General features: G+C 70.7%; 16 protein-coding genes and 1 pseudogene. 5 read left to right on the top strand and 12 right to left on the bottom strand.

Annotated features, from left to right (window positions below; genetic code table 11):
* Positions 1-19: 19 nt before the first annotated feature.
* The 3 genes from AC1D2H_RS16885 to AC1D2H_RS16895 all read left to right on the top strand — a co-directional run bounded on the left by AC1D2H_RS16885 (position 20) and on the right by AC1D2H_RS16895 (position 3,328).
* Positions 20-223 carry a hypothetical protein gene (locus AC1D2H_RS16885; protein ID WP_478011770.1) on the top strand — a complete coding sequence of 68 codons (204 nt, stop codon included), beginning with the start codon at positions 20-22 and terminating at the stop codon, positions 221-223.
* A 96-nt stretch (positions 224-319) separates the two neighbouring features.
* The gene (locus tag AC1D2H_RS16890; RefSeq protein WP_477932408.1) at positions 320-739 is read left to right on the top strand and encodes a VOC family protein; all 420 of its coding nucleotides are present in this window, start codon (positions 320-322) and stop codon (positions 737-739) included.
* A 15-nt stretch (positions 740-754) separates the two neighbouring features.
* Positions 755-3,328: a protein kinase domain-containing protein gene (locus AC1D2H_RS16895; protein WP_478011771.1), complete on the top strand. Its 2,574-nt coding sequence runs from the start codon at positions 755-757 to the stop codon at positions 3,326-3,328.
* A gap of 264 nt (positions 3,329-3,592) precedes the next feature.
* Here AC1D2H_RS16895 and AC1D2H_RS16900 read toward each other — a convergent pair whose 3' ends face one another.
* From AC1D2H_RS16900 to tsaB, 7 genes are all read right to left on the bottom strand, one after another.
* Positions 3,593-4,843: an FCSD flavin-binding domain-containing protein gene (locus AC1D2H_RS16900; RefSeq protein ID WP_478011772.1), complete on the bottom strand. Its 1,251-nt coding sequence runs from the start codon at positions 4,841-4,843 to the stop codon at positions 3,593-3,595.
* A complete protein-coding gene (locus AC1D2H_RS16905; protein ID WP_478011773.1) occupies positions 4,840-5,145 on the bottom strand; it encodes a c-type cytochrome in 306 nt (101 codons plus the stop codon). Before AC1D2H_RS16905 ends, AC1D2H_RS16900 begins: the two co-directional genes overlap by 4 nt.
* 11 nt (positions 5,146-5,156) lie before the next feature.
* Entirely contained in the window at positions 5,157-6,236 is a 1,080-nt protein-coding gene (locus tag AC1D2H_RS16910) for a class I SAM-dependent methyltransferase (protein ID WP_478011774.1), read from the bottom strand.
* Positions 6,237-6,405: 169 nt separating this feature from the next.
* Positions 6,406-8,475, bottom strand: coding sequence for a putative bifunctional diguanylate cyclase/phosphodiesterase (locus tag AC1D2H_RS16915; protein ID WP_478011775.1), 2,070 nt, complete (start codon positions 8,473-8,475; stop codon positions 6,406-6,408).
* Positions 8,472-9,188: a uracil-DNA glycosylase gene (locus tag AC1D2H_RS16920; protein WP_478011776.1), complete on the bottom strand. Its 717-nt coding sequence runs from the start codon at positions 9,186-9,188 to the stop codon at positions 8,472-8,474. The genes AC1D2H_RS16915 and AC1D2H_RS16920 overlap by 4 nt, the downstream gene beginning before the upstream one ends.
* 23 nt (positions 9,189-9,211) lie before the next feature.
* Positions 9,212-9,697 (bottom strand): ribosomal protein S18-alanine N-acetyltransferase, encoded by a 486-nt coding sequence (gene rimI / locus AC1D2H_RS16925; RefSeq protein WP_478011777.1) that lies wholly within the window; start codon positions 9,695-9,697, stop codon positions 9,212-9,214.
* Positions 9,694-10,377 (bottom strand): tRNA (adenosine(37)-N6)-threonylcarbamoyltransferase complex dimerization subunit type 1 TsaB, encoded by a 684-nt coding sequence (gene tsaB / locus AC1D2H_RS16930; RefSeq protein ID WP_477932425.1) that lies wholly within the window; start codon positions 10,375-10,377, stop codon positions 9,694-9,696. The genes rimI and tsaB overlap by 4 nt, the downstream gene beginning before the upstream one ends.
* A gap of 23 nt (positions 10,378-10,400) precedes the next feature.
* Between tsaB and dacB the strand changes: the two genes are divergently transcribed.
* Positions 10,401-11,786: a D-alanyl-D-alanine carboxypeptidase/D-alanyl-D-alanine endopeptidase gene (dacB, locus tag AC1D2H_RS16935; RefSeq protein ID WP_478011778.1), complete on the top strand. Its 1,386-nt coding sequence runs from the start codon at positions 10,401-10,403 to the stop codon at positions 11,784-11,786.
* On the opposite strand, the gene AC1D2H_RS16940 is transcribed toward dacB, so the two are convergent.
* From AC1D2H_RS16940 to AC1D2H_RS16960, 5 genes and pseudogenes are all read right to left on the bottom strand, one after another.
* On the bottom strand, positions 11,783-13,366 hold the full coding sequence (locus AC1D2H_RS16940) for an EAL domain-containing protein (protein WP_478011779.1): 1,584 nt from the start codon (positions 13,364-13,366) through the stop codon (positions 11,783-11,785). The genes dacB and AC1D2H_RS16940 overlap by 4 nt on opposite strands.
* A 72-nt stretch (positions 13,367-13,438) precedes the next feature.
* A complete protein-coding gene (locus AC1D2H_RS16945) occupies positions 13,439-13,864 on the bottom strand; it encodes an SET domain-containing protein-lysine N-methyltransferase (protein ID WP_478011865.1) in 426 nt (141 codons plus the stop codon).
* A gap of 18 nt (positions 13,865-13,882) precedes the next feature.
* Positions 13,883-14,083, bottom strand: a pseudogene (locus tag AC1D2H_RS16950) (helix-turn-helix domain-containing protein); the annotation flags it as partial.
* A gap of 152 nt (positions 14,084-14,235) precedes the next feature.
* A complete protein-coding gene (locus AC1D2H_RS16955; protein ID WP_478011780.1) occupies positions 14,236-14,787 on the bottom strand; it encodes a hypothetical protein in 552 nt (183 codons plus the stop codon).
* A 189-nt stretch (positions 14,788-14,976) separates the two neighbouring features.
* Positions 14,977-15,936, bottom strand: coding sequence for a GlxA family transcriptional regulator (locus AC1D2H_RS16960; RefSeq protein WP_478011781.1), 960 nt, complete (start codon positions 15,934-15,936; stop codon positions 14,977-14,979).
* A gap of 112 nt (positions 15,937-16,048) precedes the next feature.
* Between AC1D2H_RS16960 and AC1D2H_RS16965 the strand changes: the two genes are divergently transcribed.
* Positions 16,049-16,348 carry a putative quinol monooxygenase gene (locus AC1D2H_RS16965; protein ID WP_478011782.1) on the top strand — a complete coding sequence of 100 codons (300 nt, stop codon included), beginning with the start codon at positions 16,049-16,051 and terminating at the stop codon, positions 16,346-16,348.

The following is a 16,348-nucleotide window of genomic DNA, read 5'->3' on the forward strand; positions in this document are numbered from 1 at the left end:
GCCCCGGGCCTGGCGACCGATGGACACAGCCACCATCCTCTGGGGAGTCTTTTTCGGCGCCATCGGCGCCGGCTACTTCATGTATGGCAAGAAGCAAGGCGCCTGGGTGCCGCTGGCCTGCGGCCTGGCACTGATGGTGTTTCCCTACTTCTTCTCCAACGTCTGGGCCCTGGTCGGCGTGGGCGCCCTGCTGTGCGCCATCCCCTTTTTCTACCGACCCTGACGCTGGGTTCGCACGGCCAAGCTCATCGCGGCAGAGGGTTCAGCACAAGCCCGCACATCCCGCACGGCAGGCCGGAGCCCGCATCACAATCGCTGCATGAAATACCTGCACACCATGGTCCGCGTCAGCGACCTCGACGCCTCGCTGAAGTTCTACTGCGACGCCCTCGGCCTGCGCGAGCTGCGCCGCAGCGAGCATGAGGCGGGGCGCTTCACCCTCGTCTTCCTGGCCGCGCCGGGTGACGACTCGGCCCAGGTCGAGCTGACCTACAACTGGGACGAGAAGGGCTACACCGGCGGCCGCAACTTCGGCCACCTGGCCTATGCGGTGGACGACATCTACGCCGCCTGCCAGAAGCTGGCCGACCATGGCGTGACCATCAACCGCCCGCCCCGTGACGGCCGCATGGCCTTCGTGCGCTCGCCCGACGGCGTCTCGGTCGAACTGCTGCAGCACGGCCCGTCGCTGGCGCCCGCCGAGCCCTGGGCCTCCATGCCCAACACCGGCAGCTGGTAAGCCCGACCGGGCGCCATGCAGGCTGAAGCAGGCGACGCTGCGGCGCTGGCCGGCCTCAGGCTGGGCGCCTGGGTGCTGTCGCGCCGCATCGGCAGCGGCGGCCTCGGCGAAGTCTGGGAAGCCGAGCGCAACGACGGCCTCTACCAGGCCTATGCCGCCATCAAGCTGCTGCACGGCGACAGCGCCACGCCGGCTGTCGCGCGGCGCTTCATGCGTGAACGTGCGGCGCTGGGCCTGCTCACGCACACAGGCATCGCCGCCCTGCTGGACGCCGGCGTGCAGGCCCCGCATGCCTTTCTCGTGCTTGAGCTCGTCGAGGGCTTGCCGCTGGCCGAGCATGCGCGCGCCGCACTGCCTACCGTGGCCGACCGCGTCGCCCTGCTGCTGCGCGTGGCCGAGGCGGTGGAATATGCCCACGCCCGCCTCGTCGTCCACCGCGACCTCAAGCCCGCCAACGTGATGGTCACCGCCGCCGGCGTGCCCAAGCTGCTGGACTTCGGCCTGGCGGCCTCGCCCGGCCAGGATGCGGGCGAGACCCGCGCCGGCCTGACCCCTGCCTATGCGGCGCCCGAGCTCATCGAGGCCGATGCCACCGGCACCGCCGTCGACGTCTTTGCGCTGGGGGTCATGCTCTTCGAGCTGCTGACCGGTTGCCTGCCTTTCGGCGCGCGCGCCGACAGCCGCGCGGCCATGGAGCATGCCGTGCTGCACCAGCCGCCGCATCGTTTCGCGGCGCTGCTGGCCGGCCCCGAAGACACGGCCGGGCCTGGCCGCCCGCGCGACGCGCGCCGCGCCCGCGGCGACCTGGAGGCCATCGCCGCCAAGGCCCTGCAGAAGTCACCGGCCGAGCGCTATGTGAGCGTGCACGCCTTCATCGAGGACCTGCGCCGCTGGCAGGCGCTGCGCCCGGTCGCCGCACGCCGCAACCGGGGCTGGCGCCACCGCAGCAGCCTGCTGCTGCGCCGCCATGCGCTGCTGGCCGGCCTCAGCGCGCTGCTGCTGGTCAGCCTGACGGCCGGCATCGCCACCAGCCGCTGGCAGTGGCGCGAGGCCGAGACCGCACGCCGGCGCAGCGACAGCGTCACGCGCTTCGTCACCCAACTGCTCGCCGACGGCAGCCGCCCGGACCGGGACCGCACGCCCAGCGTGCTGGAGCTGCTGGACGGCAGCCGCGGCCGGCTCGACCAGTTCGCCGACGACCCCGCCACGCACCAGCAACTGCTGGAAGTGCTGTCACGCACCTATATGGCGCTGAACCGCTTCGACCATGCCCTGCCCCTCGGCGAGCAATGGCTGGCGCTGGCACGCCAGCAGCATGGCGAAGACGACGCCGCGGTGCTGCAGGCCCGGCTCAGCCTCGGCCAGGTGCACCAGATCATGGGCAACGACGACGAGGCCATTGCGCTGCTGGAGCCCATCGCCGCGCCCCTCGCGCGTCATTTCGGCCCCGACAGCGAGGAAGTGCGGCTGCAGCAGTTCAGCCTCGCGGCCGACTACATGCACAGCCGGCGCCTGGCCGAGGCCGACCGCGCGCTGGAGCGGGTGCGCGTGCTGACCGACAAGCTCCACCCCGGCGACGAGCTGGAGCGCGCCGACCTSCTGCAGAACCTCAGCGTGCTGCGCCAGCGCCAGGGGCGCATCGGCGAAGCACTGGCCGTGGTGCGCCAGACGCAGCCGATGTGGGCCAGCCCCAACCCACGGCTGTCGCTGCTGCTGCTGGTGCTGCGCCGCGCCGAGATCGTGCTGATGGGCGAGACGGCCGAGTTCGATGGCATCGCGGAGCGCACCGAGCCGCTGCTGGCCGACATCCGCCGCGTGCTCGGCCCAGGCAACGACCTGACGCTGCAGACCTTCAGCAGCGTGGCCCTGACCCAGCAGCTGCAGGGCCGCCACGCCGACGAACTGCGCACCCGCGAGCGGCTGCTGGCCGAGGCCGGCGCCGATGGCCTGGATGCCGAGTCGCTGCTGCTCTACCGCGTCGAGCTGCAGGGCGCACGGGCCCGCCTGGGCCGGCCCGACCTGGCAGCCATGCAGGCCCTGGTGGCCGAGGCCGGCGCCCTGCCCGCCAGCAACCGGCGCGGCCGCAGCCTGCTGGGGCTGATCGACGCCGCCCTGGCCGCCGGCGACACGCCCTTGGCCGTCGAGGCCCAGCGGCGCCTGCACGAGCTGCCGGTCTCCGCTGCCCTGGCCAGCCCCGGCAACCGGTTGGCCAGGGTCGAGGGCCGGCTGGCGCGCGCCCGTGGCGAGTTGGCCCGCAGCGCCGACCTGCTGGTGCCGCGCCTGGCGCAGCTCAAAGCCACGCCCGACATCGGCGCCGTGCAGATCTGGGCCGCCCATCTCGACGTGGCCCTGACCGCCGTGCTGCAGGGCTCTGCCGGTGCCGCCCAGATGCTGGCGCAGGCGCGTGCCGCCCGACCGGCGGGGCTCGCCGCCGGCCACAACCTCGACTTCGTCAGCCAGTGGCTGGAGGCGCGCCATGCCGCGGCCGGCGACGAAGCCCCGGCGGTGCGCAGCGCCTGGGCCGCCCTGGTCGCCCGGCGCGGCGGCGGCCCGTTGACGCTGGGCAGCCTCGGTGGACTGATGCCTTAGGGCCTGTTAGCACTACGGCAACGGGTCGCGTTGTGGCCAGAAAGGCCGCAGGCACGACAGCAGACCGCAAGCTGGGTGTCGACCCAGCGAGGATCTGCAACACAGCATGCGGCCTTTCTGGCCACAACCCTTCGGGAAGGCCCGCCGCAAGGGGCCACTCGTTGTTGCAGCCCTGGCCCGCACACGAGTGCGGGCGGCGTGCTGCGCCTAGATTGGCCCCTTGCGGCGGGCCTTCGCGGCCCATTGCCGTAGCGCTAACAGGCCCTAACTGAGCGCCAGCGTGTCGGCCCAGATGTTCTCGGCCCAGGCCAGTGCCGTTGCGCCCTCGGCGGCGCTGGCCGCCGCCGACACGCCGCCGGCACCCGGCACCGGCTTCATCGTCTTCTCCACCGCGTCGTACTGGTGGATGGAGGCCACGTGCATGGCGTCCTGTGGCGTGACGAAGCTGTAGCAGGTGTTCATCACGACCGGCGCCGGGTTCACCGCCTCGCCCTTGAGCAGTTGCAGCACCGCCGCCACGGCGAGCTTGGCCTGCTGGTTGGCGAGGTGGCCGGACTTGGGCATGCCCGACGGCGAGAAGATGGCGTCGCCGACGACATGCACGCCAGGCGCCGCCTGCGCCTGCATCGTCAGCCAATCGATGCCGACCCAGCGACCGTTCACGTTGGCGAAGTCGCGCGCCAGGCCACCGGCGCGCTGGGGCGGAATGAGGTTGAGCACGTCGGCCTTCACGTCCTCGAACTCGAAGCGCGCCGTACCGTCGGCCAACACCTCCTTGAGTTCGGCATTCGGCCGGTACTCCAGCACACCGGCGTGATGCTGGGTGAAGGCGCGTTCGAACAGCGCCTTCTTGCTCTGCACCTCGGGGTTGGCGTCCAGCAGCAGCAGCTTGGCGCGGGGCTTGGCGCGCCGCAGCCAGGACGCGATCAGGCAGGCCCGCTCATAGGGCCCGGGCGGGCAGCGGTAGGGCGCCTTGGGGATGCTCATCACCACGACGCCACCCTCGGGCAGGACCTCCAGCTGGCGGCGCAGGGCCAGCGTGTGCGCGCCGGCCTTCCAGGCATGCACGGCACGGCCGCTGTCCAGCGCGGCGGCCAGGCCGGGCACGCCGTCGAGCATGAAGTCGATGCCGGGAGCGAGCACCAGCCGGTCCCAGGCCAGCGTGCTGCGATCGGCCAGGCTGAGCGTCTTCGCGGCCGGGTCGATGCCGACGACCTCGCCGCGCAGGCGCTTCACGCCCTGCGCCTCCAGCGAGCCATAGCCATGGGCGATGCTGACCGGGTCGCGCGCGCCGGCGATGACGAGGTTGGACATCGGGCAGGAGATGAAGCCCTCGTTGCGCTCCACCAGCGTCACATCGACGGCCGGGCCGCCCCAGAGCTTCAGGTAGCGGGCCGCCGTCGCGCCGCCAAAGCCGCCGCCCACGACGACGACGCGGGCCGCGCTGGGCCTGGGCGTCGCGCAGCCGGCCAGCGCGAGGCCGCCCGCCGTGATCAGTTGGCGCCGCGCGATCATGGCTTGGCCTGCGCGGCAAAGTAGGCGGCCACGAGGCGCAGTTGCGCTTCGGTATAGCCCTTGACGATCTGCGGCATGACGGTGCCGGCCTGGCGTCCGTCGCGGTAGTCGGCCAGCAGCTCCAGCATCACCTCGGCCTTCATGCCGGCCAGCGGCGGGATGACCTTGCCGCGCGGCCGGCCGTTGCTGCCATGGCAGTTGGCGCAGGTGGCCGCGAGGCTGCGGCCGACGTTCAGGTCCTGTGCCAGCGCCGGGGCGCACAGCAACAGCAGAGGCATCAACAACAACAGCCAAGCCTTCATCACAACCCCTTTCAGAGCTTGTGGGAACGGTCTCCGCGTTCAAACCCCAGCGCGTCGAAGGGCGCGTCCAGCGGCGCGAAGGCTATCACCTTGAACAGCTCACCCATCTCGTGCTCGGCCAGCAGGCGGTGCGCCATGGCGCGCTCACCCAAAGAGGCGCCGGCCAGCAGATCGGCGATGCCGCAGTTGAGCAGGAAATTGGCCTGGCTGGTGTAGCCCAGCACGACGAGGCCGGCATCCTGGCCGGCCAGCGCCGTGCCGGTGAAGTTGACGTGGGCCGTGATGTCCTTGTCGCCGACGGCCACCAAGGGATCGGCATCCGCCAGATGGCCCTGGTGGCACATCAACGTGCCGCCGCGGCGCTGCGGGTGGTAATACTCGCCTTCGGGGAAGCCATAGTCGATGAAGAAGGCCGCGCCGCGCTTGAGCGTGCGGGCCAGCGTCGCGATGAAGGCCTCGCCCTGGGGGTGGATCTCGGTCACGGTGCTGGGCACGAAGCCCGTCTCGATCGGTGGCCGCAGCATGCTGTCGCGGTCCTCGAAGGCAAAGCCCTCGCCCGCCGACACCACGCCCCGTTCGCGCCAGACCTGGCCGTCGAAGGCGATCAGCTGCACCGGCATCGCGTCCAGCACCTCGTTGCCGATGACGACGGCCTCCAGCTCGGCGGGCAGCGTGTCCAGCCAGTCGACGCGGTCGCCCCAGTGAGCGAGCCGTTCGCGCTGACGTTCGCGCAGCTCGGCCGACAGCTCGACGATGCGGTAGCGCGCCAGGCCGGCGCCCAGCGCATCCAGCTCGGCGATCAGCTGGGCCGCGAGCGCCCCGGAGCCGGCACCGAACTCGACGACGTCGCGGCAGCCGCTGGCATCCATGGCCTGGGCCAATTGGCGCGCCAGCGCGCGGCCGAACAGCGGCGACATCTCCGGCGCGGTAACGAAGTCCGAGCCCTCGCTGGGCATCAGGCCGAACTTGCGCCGGCCGCCGGCGTAATAGCCCAGGCCGGGTTCGTACAAGGCCATGGCCATGAACCGGTCGAAGGGCAGCCAGCCGCCCGCCGCGGCGATCTCGGCATGGATGCGGTCGACCAGCGTCACGTCAGCAACTCCAACGCCCGATGGGGGCCTTGCGGGCCGAGCGCCGGGCCGCCCCTAGCCGGCCCGTTGGCGGGCAGGCCGAGGCTCGATGCCGCGGGCCGCCGCGTCCCCTCGGGGGACCGGCTGGGCTTGCCTGCGTTCAGCGGCAAGACCGGACGAGGGGCATCCATCATCGAGCCCTGACCCAGGCTTCGAACTCGGCCGCCGGCATGGGCGCACCAACCAGCTCACCCTGGAACTGCTGGCAGCCCCAGCTCGCCAGCAGCTGCCATTGCGCGGCGCTGCGCACGCCCTCGGCCGTGACCGTCAGGCCCAGGCCGACGGCCATCTGCACGATGGCGCGGGTGATGGCCTGGGCGCCGACGTCGTCGGGCAGGCGGGCGACAAAGCCCTGGTCGATCTTGAGCTTGTCCAGCGGCAGCTCGGTCAGATGGGCCAGCGAGGTGTAGCCGGTGCCGAAGTCGTCGACCGACACGGTCAGGCCCAGCGCGCGCAGCTGGGCCAGCGTCGCCGGCGCGTGGGTGATGTCGTCGATGAGCATGCGCTCGGTCAGCTCCAGCTCCAGCCACTGGCCTTCGGCGCCGGACTCCTGCAGCACGCGCTTGACCGTGTCGGCGAAGCCGTCGAGGTGGAACTGGATGCGCGACAGGTTGACGGCGATGCGCATGGCGCCATGGCCCCGCGTCAGGCCCTTCTCGCGCCAGCGCCGCGCCGTCACGGCGGCTTCACGCAGCACCCATTCGCCGAGGTTGAGCATCAGGCGGTGACGCTCGGCAACGAAGATGAAGGCGTCCGGCGACAGCAGGCCGCGCTGCGGATGGCGCCAGCGCAGCAGGGCCTCGGCGCCCGACAACTGGCCCGTCGTCGCCTCGACCTGGGGCTGGAAGAAGAGCTCGAACTCGTTGTGCGTCAGCCCCTGCGCCAGTTCGGCCTCGAGCACGAGATCGGCATAGGCCGTCTCGGCCAGGGCCGGCTCGAAGAACTGGTAGGTCGCACGGCCGCGGGCCTTGGCGCGGTACATGGCCGTGTCGGCATGCTGGATGAGGTCCTCCGCCAGCCGGCCATCGTCCGGGTAGACGGCCACGCCGATGGAGGGCGTGACGGACAGCGCGCGGCCATCGGCCTTGACGGGCACCTCGACGACGGACAGCAGCGCGTCCAGCACCACCTTGATGTCGTCGCGGCTGGTCAGGTCGCTCAGCAGCACGACGAACTCGTCGCCGCCGAAACGGCCGACGAGGTCGCTGGCACGCAGCGCGCCGACGAGACGCTCGGACACCGTCGTCAGCACCTGATCGCCTTCGAGATGACCCAGGGAATCGTTGACGCGCTTGAAGTTGTCCAGGTCGATGAAGAGCAGGGCCAGCATCTCGCCCTTGCGCTCGGCGCGCCGCATCAGCAGGGCCATGCGGTCCAGGAAGGCGGCACGGTTGAGCAGGCCGGTCAGCGCGTCGTGATGGGCCAGGTGCTGGATGCGGGCTTCGCTGGCGAGGCGGTCGCGGATGTCGCGCACGATGGTCATGCGCAGCTTCTCGCCGTCGCGCTCGATGGTGCGCACGATGAACTCGACCGGGATGCGCGTGCCATCCTTGTGGTTGACGGCGGTCTCGTAGCGCAGCTCGCGCCCGAGGCGCATGACCTCCTTGACCTTGTTCAGCTCGTCCTCGGCAATGAAGGACAGCACATGCCGGCCGATCATCTCCGGCAACGTGTAGCCCACCAGCTCGCAGCAGGGCGGGTTGACGTCGGTCGTGATGCCGTCCTTGTGGAAGAGGATGCCCTCCACCGTGGCCTGCATGAACTTGTCCAGCCGCGCTTCCGACTCGCGCACCTGACGCTCGGCCAGGCGGTGCTTGGTGATGTCGTTGATGAGCACGCAGCTCGCCACCGGCACGCCGTCCTCGCCCAGCTGCGGAATGAGGTGGACCTCGATCCAGCGCGGCGTGCCGTCGGCCTCGGGCAGTTCGCGCTCGTAGCTGACGGCGATGCGCTCGGACAGCACGCGGTCGACCGAGGGCTGGATGAAGGCCGCCGCTTCGGGGCCGATGATCTCGGCGAAGGTCTTGCCCAGGATGCTCTGTTCGGTCAGCCCGAAGGCGCCGGCATAGCCGCGGTTGGCGAACAGGCAGACCTGGGTCTTGGCGTCGTACAGCGCAATCCAGGCCGGCAGATAGTCGGCCAGCAGCTTGAAGCGCGCGGCCTCGTTCCCCAGGGTGGATTCAGCCCCGGCCGTCGTCATGCTTTGGAGGTCATGCGGGCCAGACACAGGTCGTCCCAGGCGCCGGCCTTGTCGGCCGGCGAGCGCAACAGGTAGGCGGGATGGTAGGTGACGACCACGGCCAGGTCGCGCCACAAATGCACGCGGCCACGCAGCTTGCCCAGCGGCTCGGCCAGGCCGGTCAGCCGGCGCGCCGCCTGCAGGCCCATGGCCAGCACGACGCGCGGCTTCAGCAGCTCGACCTGGCGGGCCAGCACGGCCTCGCAGGCGTCCAGCTCGGCGGCCTGCGGCGGGCGGCCGCGCGGCGGGCGGCACTTGACGATGGGCGTCACGAAGGCGGTGGCAGCGTCGCCGTCGCGGCGCTGGCCGGCGGCCAGCAGCATGCGGTCCAGCAGACGGCCGGCGTCGCCCCCCAGGGCCTCACCGGCGGCATCGTCACTTTCGTCCGGCGGGTCGGTGACGACCAGCCATTGCGCCTGCTGCAGCGCGCCCGTGCCGAAGACGGCGTTGCGGCGCTGCTCGCACAAGCCGCAGGCGCGGCAGCCGGAGACGGCCTCGCGCAGGGCGGGCAGGTCGAGGTTGGCGAAGCTCGACGGCACGGCGGGCGCTGCCACGCGCACGACGACCGGCGGCGGCGCGGCGACGACGATGGGTTCGGGTTCGGCCTCGATGACGTCGACGGCCTGCGCCACCGCACTCGCTGCCGGCACGCGCAATCCCATTTCGGCCAACATGGCCCTTTGTCGATCGTCCCAGCTCATGCGGCCGCCACCATCAGGCTCATCAGGATGGCGTCCTCGCGCGGCCCCTGCTGCACCGGGTAGTAGGCGCGGCGCCTGCCGACCTCGGCAAAGCCGTAGCGGCGGTAGACGTCGCGGGCGCGCTCGTTGCTGACGCGCACCTCCAGCCACAGCTGCGTGAGGCCGCGGCGGCGGCATTCGCCCACCAGGCGGTCCAGCATGGCGACGGCCAGGCCCCGCCCCTGCCAGGCCGGCACGACGGTGATGTTGAGCAGGTGCATCTCGTCGGCGCCAGGCATGGCCACCCAGTAGCCGAGCAGCTCGGCGCGCGCCCCGCGCAGCACCTCGGCCGGGTAGGCCGCCGCCAGCGAGTCGACGAAATTGCCATGTGTCCACGGCACCGGATAGGCCTGGCGCTCGATCGCGATGATCTCGGTCAGGTCGGGCACCCGCATGGCCGCGGCCTCGAAGGGCGGCAGGTTGCGCTCCAGCAGCGCGCTCATGACTTCTGTTCTCTCTCGGCCGTCGTCAGTGCGACCTTGTCGCGCACATAGACGGGCAGTGCCTCGGCGGCGTCGCGCGTCTCGCCGCGCTGCCAGGCGGCCAGGGCGAGTGCGCCCAGGGCCGCGGCGCGCGAGCGGGCCTGGGGCCAGGCTTGCGGCAGCACGCCCAGGGCGTCGGCGTATTCGCCCAGGGCCGTGCCGGCGACAGCGGCGGGCTGGCCCCAATGAGCGGCCAGCGCCTCCGGCTTGTAGAGGGCCGGCGCCTCGACCATGGCCCAAGCGCCGTCAACCCAGCGGTAGCGCGCCGCATAGATCTCGCCGATGCGCGCATCCATGGCCACCCAGAGGTCGTCGCCGGCGCCCTGGGCGCGCGCGTCCTCGGCCACCAGCATCAGGCTGTCGATGGCCAGCACCGGCCGGTCCAGCCCGAAGGCCAGGCCCTGGGCCACGGCGCAGGCGGTGCGCAGCCCGGTGAAGGCGCCCGGCCCCTGGCCGAAGGCGATGGCGTCCAGATCGGCCATTGCGACACCCGCGCCTGCCAGCAGGGCCTTCACCTCGGGCAGCATGCGCGCCGAGGCCTGGGCACCACCCTGGGCCTCGAAAACCCGGGTCTGCCCCTGGGCCACGAGGGCCAGGGCCATCGTGTCGGTCGAGCTGTCGAGAGCCAGGAGAGAGGGCATCAACCCAGTGTAACTTTCGGGTCATGCGCAAACAGGCGGTGGGATGGGTATTGGCGGGGTGCATCCTGGGGGTCCAGGCAGCGGAACCGCTGCCGCTGTCGGTCCAGGTGGCGCTGCGCCAGGCCCAGCTGCCGCCGACGGCCCTGGGCGTCGTCGTCCAGGCCCTGGACGAGGCCAAGCCGCGGCTGGCCTGGCTGCCGGACGCCCCACTGAACCCGGCCTCGCTGACCAAGCTCGTCACCAGCATGGCGGCCCTGGACACCCTGGGCCCGGCCTGGCAATGGCAGACGCCGGTCTGGCTGACCGAGGACGGCGGCCTGGCCATCCAGGGCAGCGGCGACCCGCGGCTGTCCACCGAGCGCCTCTGGGTCGGGTTGAGGCGCCTCGGGGTGAGCGAGCTGCGCGGCCCCCTGCGCCTGGACCGCAGCGCCTTCACGCCCGGCAGCGCCGAGCCCGGCGACTTCGACAACGAGGCCTGGCGAGTCGGCAATGCCCTGCCCGAGGCCTTGCTGCTGAACGCCAAGGCGGTGAGCTACACCGTTCGCATCGATGGCCTGCAGGCGCGCATCACGGCCGAGCCGGCGCTGGACGCACCGGTCACCGTGCCCACGCTGGCCGGCGCCTGCGGTGATTGGCGCGGCGCCTTGAAGCTGCAATGGACGCCCGGCCAGCGGCCGCGCTTTGCGGGCAGCTACCCGGCCGCCTGCGGCGAGCAGACCTGGACGCTGGCCGACCCCGACCCGGCCACCTACCCGGCACGGCTGCTGGCGCTGATGCTGCGCGAAGCCGGCATCGCCTGGCGCGGCGAAGCCATCGTTGACGCGCCCGCACCCACAGCCGCGCCGACGCTGCTCTGGCCTGGCCCGACGCTGGGCGAGGCGCTGCGCGACATGAACAAATACAGCAGCAACCTGATGGCGCAGCAGGTCCTGCTCAGCACCGCCCGCGCCGCCGGCGTGCCCACCCCCTCGCCCGACACGGCGGCCACCTGGCTGCAGGCCTGGCTGGACGCCCATGCCGGCACGACGCCACCGACCCGCGTCGTCAACGGCTCGGGCCTGGCGCGCGAGACGCGCATCACCCCGGCCCAGCTGGCCGCGCTGCTGCGCTGGGCCTGGAGCCAGCCCTGGATGCCCGAGCTGCTGGCCTCGCTGCCGGTGGCGGGGCTGGACGGCACGCTGTCACGCCAGCCCGGGCGCTTCGGCACCGCGGTCGGACGGGCGCATCTGAAGACGGGCTCGCTGCGCGACGTCGTCGCCCTGGCTGGCATCGTCGATGCGCCCTCGGGCAGGCGCTGGGTGCTGGTGGCCATCGTCAACCATGCGCAGGCGCAATCCGCGCGGGGCGTGCTGGATGCGCTGCTCAGGTGGGTGGCGCAGGATGCCCCGGAGGCCAGGGCGGCGCGCTAGACGGGCTGCGCGGCGGCGCCTTGGGCCGCGAGCCCCGCCTGCAGTTCGCCGAACGGCAGCGGCTTGCTGAACAGCCACCCCTGGGCGTATTGCACGCCATGGTCGCGCAGGAAGCGCGCCTGGGCCTCGGTTTCGACGCCCTCGGCAATCATCGCCAGCTTCAGGTCCTTGGCCATCTCGATGATGTGCAGCGCGACCTGGCTGGTCGCCGCCTCGGTGCCGATCTTGTCGACAAAAGACTTGTCGATCTTCAGATAGTCCAGCTCGAAGGTCTCGAGATAGGACAGGCTGGAGTAGCCGGTGCCGAAGTCGTCGATGGCGACGCGAATGCCGTCGGCCCGCACCTGTTTCACCATCTCGCGCGCCACATCGGCATTCATGAAGCCGCGCTCGGTGGCCTCGACCAAGAGGTTGCCGGCGGCCGCGCCCGTCTGCCGCGCCAGCTGACCCAGCAGCTCCAGCGTACGGTGGGACTGCAGGTCGGCGGCCGACAGGTTGATGGCCAGATGAAAGTCAGCGTGGCGGCTGAAGAGGCCGGCCGCGTCTCTGCCCGCGAGGCGCAGGACCTCGGCCGTCACGCGCTCGATGAGACCACTCTCCTCCGCGACCGGGATGAAGAGGTCGGGCCGCACCAGCTCCCCGCTCGGCCGGCGCCAGCGGATCAGCGTCTCGGCGCCGACCCAGCGGCTCGTCGCCAGGTCCACGATGGGCTGGTAGACGAGGAAGAACTCCTGGCGGCGCAAGGCCACCTTCAGCACGGCCGGCAAGGCCAGCTGCAGGCGCACCGCGCGCAGCAGCGCCCAGACCAGCAGCGCGCTGGCGACGAGGCCGGCGGGCACCAGCACCAGGGCGGTCGATCTCGTCCGGGCCTGCAGGTGCTGGATGGGCAGCGCGGCCACGACGACGGTCGCATAGCGCCTGGACTTCACGACGGCGACGATCTGCTGGCCCTCGATGAAGGTCGTTTCCTGGCGCCCGCGCAGCTCGTCCATCCACTCGACGCGGATCGAGCCGCGCGCGCTGCGCGTCTGCCGGTTGTCGGGCGTGATCGTTGCGAGCGACAGATCGCCTTCGCTGGTCGACACGTCGATGGGCAGGTCCTTGTGGATGATGGCGGCGAAGCCCTCGCGCTCGACCACCGTGAAGGTGACGCCCTGGGCGAACGGAAACACCACATTCCTGCGCACCTTCGATCCCGTCGACGTCTGGATGTCGGGCCTGCCGATATCGAACTGCGCCTCGCTGCTGCCACCGCCCAGGGACGAGCAGATCAGCCGGTCGCCGCGCACCCTGCCGATGGCCTGGATATAGCTCGACGCCAGATCGATCTTGCGCATCAGCGCGAGTTCGGCCGGGCCGCAGGCCTCGTTGCCGGCCTTGGCCAGGCGGGCGATGCCCTCGTAGATCTGGTCGGCCGAGCTGTCGGAACGGTGCAGGGCGTCCCTGGCATAGCCCAACACGCGCGCCAGCTCCGCCTCCTCACCCTGGCGATTCGCGACATGCAGCGCGAGCAGGATGGGCATCGCGATCGCAAACAGCCCGGCAATGATCGTGATCAGCGTCGCGGTCGTCTTGGTCATCGGTGGTCCGGTAGGGCGCCGAGGAACGGGGTTGACACCCCTGCGAAGGGCATGATGCCATCGGCGCCAGCGTCAGCCGCCGAACACCTCGACGCCCATGCCGTCGAACCAGGTGTTCTGATCGGACTCATGGCCGCCACCGACGGCGTTGTAGTTCACCGTCAGCTCCTCGTCGGCAGCGATGTCGCGGATGGCGATGAAGCGCAGCACCCGCGATGCGGCGTCGGCCTCGTAGCGCATATTGGCCGGGTTCTCGTGGTTGTAGAGGCTGCCATAGCCGAGCGCCAGGCAGTGGGCCGCATCCGTACGCGCCAGCACGCCCCAGTTGAAGAGCAGCTTGCGGACCTCGTCGGGCACGGATGCATAGGAGCCGGTGAACAGCACCACCGGGCAGGCCTCGACGGTCTCGCCCTTGGCATGGGCTCGCGCCGCATACGCGCCGCGGCCCTTGCTGGTGCCGGTTTCCTTGATGTAGGCGCTGGGGGGCTGGATGCTCATCGGCGCATTCTCGCTAACCCCTGCCCTGAGCTCCCGCACGCCGCGACCGAGCTTGCGCCTGAGCAGCGATCTCAACGTCACCGCGTCCGCCTACCCCACCTGGGCCGCGATCGCCTCGACGTCGCTGCGGCTGGTCTGCAGCAGGTGCACGGCGCGCTGCACGCGCAGGTCCTGCACGTAGGCCAGTGGCGACTTGCCGAGCACCGCTTCAGGCCGTCGCTACAAGGTGCGTGGGCTGGTGGCGGTCGTCAACCACCCGCAGCCCAGGCGGGGCGAGGGCGCTGAAAGCGCTGCTGAGGTGGTGGCGCAGGCTGCGCCGGACGCGAGGGCGGGGAAGTGAGTGCGATCCGAAAACCGCCCCTATCCACACGCTACTTGACGGCGCGAAAGGCTGCCAGCGCCGCCCGATAGTCACCATCGGGCTCGCCTTCAGACGCCACGCTCACGGAGAAGATGATGGACTTGGCCGAGAAGGTGAGCCCAGACACGCTGGCAAATCGCCGATTGGGAAGTACCTTGAAGGGTCTGCCGGCTCCCGGGTCGCTGGTAAAGCTGTACATCGCACCGACGAAGTCATCGTGACTGATGGACTCGATGCTGGTGACCTCTTCCTTGGATTGGCGTACGTATTGGCCTGCCGACTTCAGCAGCATCTGGCGAAGCCACGCCTCTCTTACGGTACGTCCGTCAAGATTGGGAAAGGGTGTGATCGCGAGAATGACCTCGCCCTTGAATATCCGAAGTTCTCGAAGCTTGAGGTCGTTGATTTGCATTTGCGGATAGGCCAGCAAGGTCCAGCCGTCAGGCAAGTCGAGCAGCACACCGGCCCCAATGTCGAATGGGCCTGACGTCTCTTGAGTGCAGCCCGGCTTGTCATCACATGAATATTTCGGGTTGTCGCCCGCAACGGCGAGAGATGACATCACCGCAAGTAGTAATGCGCAGAATAGATGCATGGTGCTGTGAGGTTGCCTAACGCGTCGTGTAGCCGCATCCATTGCCGGATAACAACGCCGCGGCTCTCGCAAGAGGTTGTTGGCAATGACTATGCCAACAAAACATCGGCAGAAGCGGCACGCTGTTGCAACGGCCATCGGGCGGAGTTTGAACACCTACCCTCGGGCTCTCAACTCCCGCACGCCCCGCCCCAGCTTCCTCCTCAACAGCGCCCTCAGCGTCACCGCATCCGCATAGCCCACCTCGGCCGCGATGGCCTCGACGTCGCTGCGGCTGGTCTGCAGCAGGTGCACGGCGTGCTGCACGCGCAGGTCCTGCACATAGCTCAGGGGTGACTTGCCGAGCACGGCCTCGAGCCGCCGCTGCAAAGTGCGCGGGCTGGTCGCCAGCGCGGCCGCTGCGGCGTCCAGCGAGAAACCCTCGGCCAGGCGCTCACGCGCCCAGCGCTCGAAACGCGCCACCAGCGGGTCGCTGTGGGCGAGATGGTCGGGGATCACGTACGGCGCCTGCGAGGGCCGCGGGTCGACGATGAGGTAGCGGGCCGTGACCGCCGCCAGCTCGGGGCTGACCTGGCGCACCAGCGACAGCGCCAAGTCCATGTGGGCGATGGCAGCGCCGGTCGTGATGAAGTCGCCCGAGGCCACCAGCATGCGCGACTCGTCCAGGCGCACCGCCGGGTAGCGCTCGCGGAACAGCGGGCCCAGCCACCAGGAGACGGTGGCGTCGTGACCGTCCAGCAACCCCGACTCGGCCAGCACGAAGCCGCCGATGCAGGCCGCCGCGATGCGCGTGCCGGTCGCATGGCGCTCGCGCAGATGCATCGCCGCCTCCTGCACCTCGCGCGTGGCCAGCGCCGCCACCAGCGCCGGCGGCATCTTGGCGCCGATGGCGGGCAGCACCAGCCAGTCGGCCGCCCGCCCGTCCACCGCTTGCACCGGTACCTGCATGCCCAGCGCCGTCTGCACGCGCCGGCGCAGGCCGACGATGCGCACATCGAAGGGCGGCGCCGGCCAACCCTGGGCGGCGGCGAGTTCATTGGCGGTGGCCAGCGTGTCGAGCACGGCGGCCAGGCCGGTGTCGAAGACACCGCCCAGGGCCAGGACGTCCAATTTCATGATGGCGCGAACGATATCAAAGTTGTCGTTCGCGACGATAGCTCCAGAGGGGCCGCCTGCCTAGAGTGCGCAGGGTCGAATCCGCGACGCCATCCCTCTGGAGAACTTCATCATGATCAAGCTTGCCCTGTTCGTACGCCTCGAGGCCCTGCCCGGCAAGGCCGCCGATGCCGAAGACTTTCTGCACACCGCCCTCGCCATGGCCAATGAAGAGGCGACGACGCCGATCTGGTTCGCGCTCAAGCTGTCGCCGACGACGTTTGGCGTCTTCGACGCCTTCCACGACGAGGCCGGCCGCCAGCGCCACCTCAGCGGCCCCATCGCCCAGGCGCTGATGGGCAAGGGGCAGGAGCTCTTTGCCTTCCCGCTCAACATCGAGCCCATCGAAGTGCTCGGCCTGAAGAACGCCTGA

This window comes from Roseateles sp. P1_C1_2 (genome assembly GCF_056406535.1).

Excerpts from the sequence above, each read along its gene's own strand:
- AC1D2H_RS16890 (WP_477932408.1), top strand. The coding sequence starts at position 320 with ATGAAATACCTGCACACCATGGTCCGCGTCAGCGACCTCGACGCCTCG.
- AC1D2H_RS16900 (WP_478011772.1), bottom strand. The coding sequence starts at position 4,843 with ATGATCGCGCGGCGCCAACTGATCACGGCGGGCGGCCTCGCGCTGGCC.
- AC1D2H_RS16905 (WP_478011773.1), bottom strand. The coding sequence starts at position 5,145 with ATGAAGGCTTGGCTGTTGTTGTTGATGCCTCTGCTGTTGCTGTGCGCC.
- AC1D2H_RS16945 (WP_478011865.1), bottom strand. The coding sequence starts at position 13,864 with ATGAGCATCCAGCCCCCCAGCGCCTACATCAAGGAAACCGGCACCAGC.
- AC1D2H_RS16955 (WP_478011780.1), bottom strand. The coding sequence starts at position 14,787 with ATGTCATCTCTCGCCGTTGCGGGCGACAACCCGAAATATTCATGTGAT.
- rimI (WP_478011777.1), bottom strand. The coding sequence starts at position 9,697 with ATGAGCGCGCTGCTGGAGCGCAACCTGCCGCCCTTCGAGGCCGCGGCC.
- AC1D2H_RS16960 (WP_478011781.1), bottom strand. The coding sequence starts at position 15,936 with ATGAAATTGGACGTCCTGGCCCTGGGCGGTGTCTTCGACACCGGCCTG.
- AC1D2H_RS16940 (WP_478011779.1), bottom strand. The coding sequence starts at position 13,366 with ATGACCAAGACGACCGCGACGCTGATCACGATCATTGCCGGGCTGTTT.
- dacB (WP_478011778.1), top strand. The coding sequence starts at position 10,401 with ATGCGCAAACAGGCGGTGGGATGGGTATTGGCGGGGTGCATCCTGGGG.
- AC1D2H_RS16885 (WP_478011770.1), top strand. The coding sequence starts at position 20 with ATGGACACAGCCACCATCCTCTGGGGAGTCTTTTTCGGCGCCATCGGC.
- tsaB (WP_477932425.1), bottom strand. The coding sequence starts at position 10,377 with ATGCCCTCTCTCCTGGCTCTCGACAGCTCGACCGACACGATGGCCCTG.
- AC1D2H_RS16965 (WP_478011782.1), top strand. The coding sequence starts at position 16,049 with ATGATCAAGCTTGCCCTGTTCGTACGCCTCGAGGCCCTGCCCGGCAAG.
- AC1D2H_RS16920 (WP_478011776.1), bottom strand. The coding sequence starts at position 9,188 with ATGTTGGCCGAAATGGGATTGCGCGTGCCGGCAGCGAGTGCGGTGGCG.
- AC1D2H_RS16915 (WP_478011775.1), bottom strand. The coding sequence starts at position 8,475 with ATGACGACGGCCGGGGCTGAATCCACCCTGGGGAACGAGGCCGCGCGC.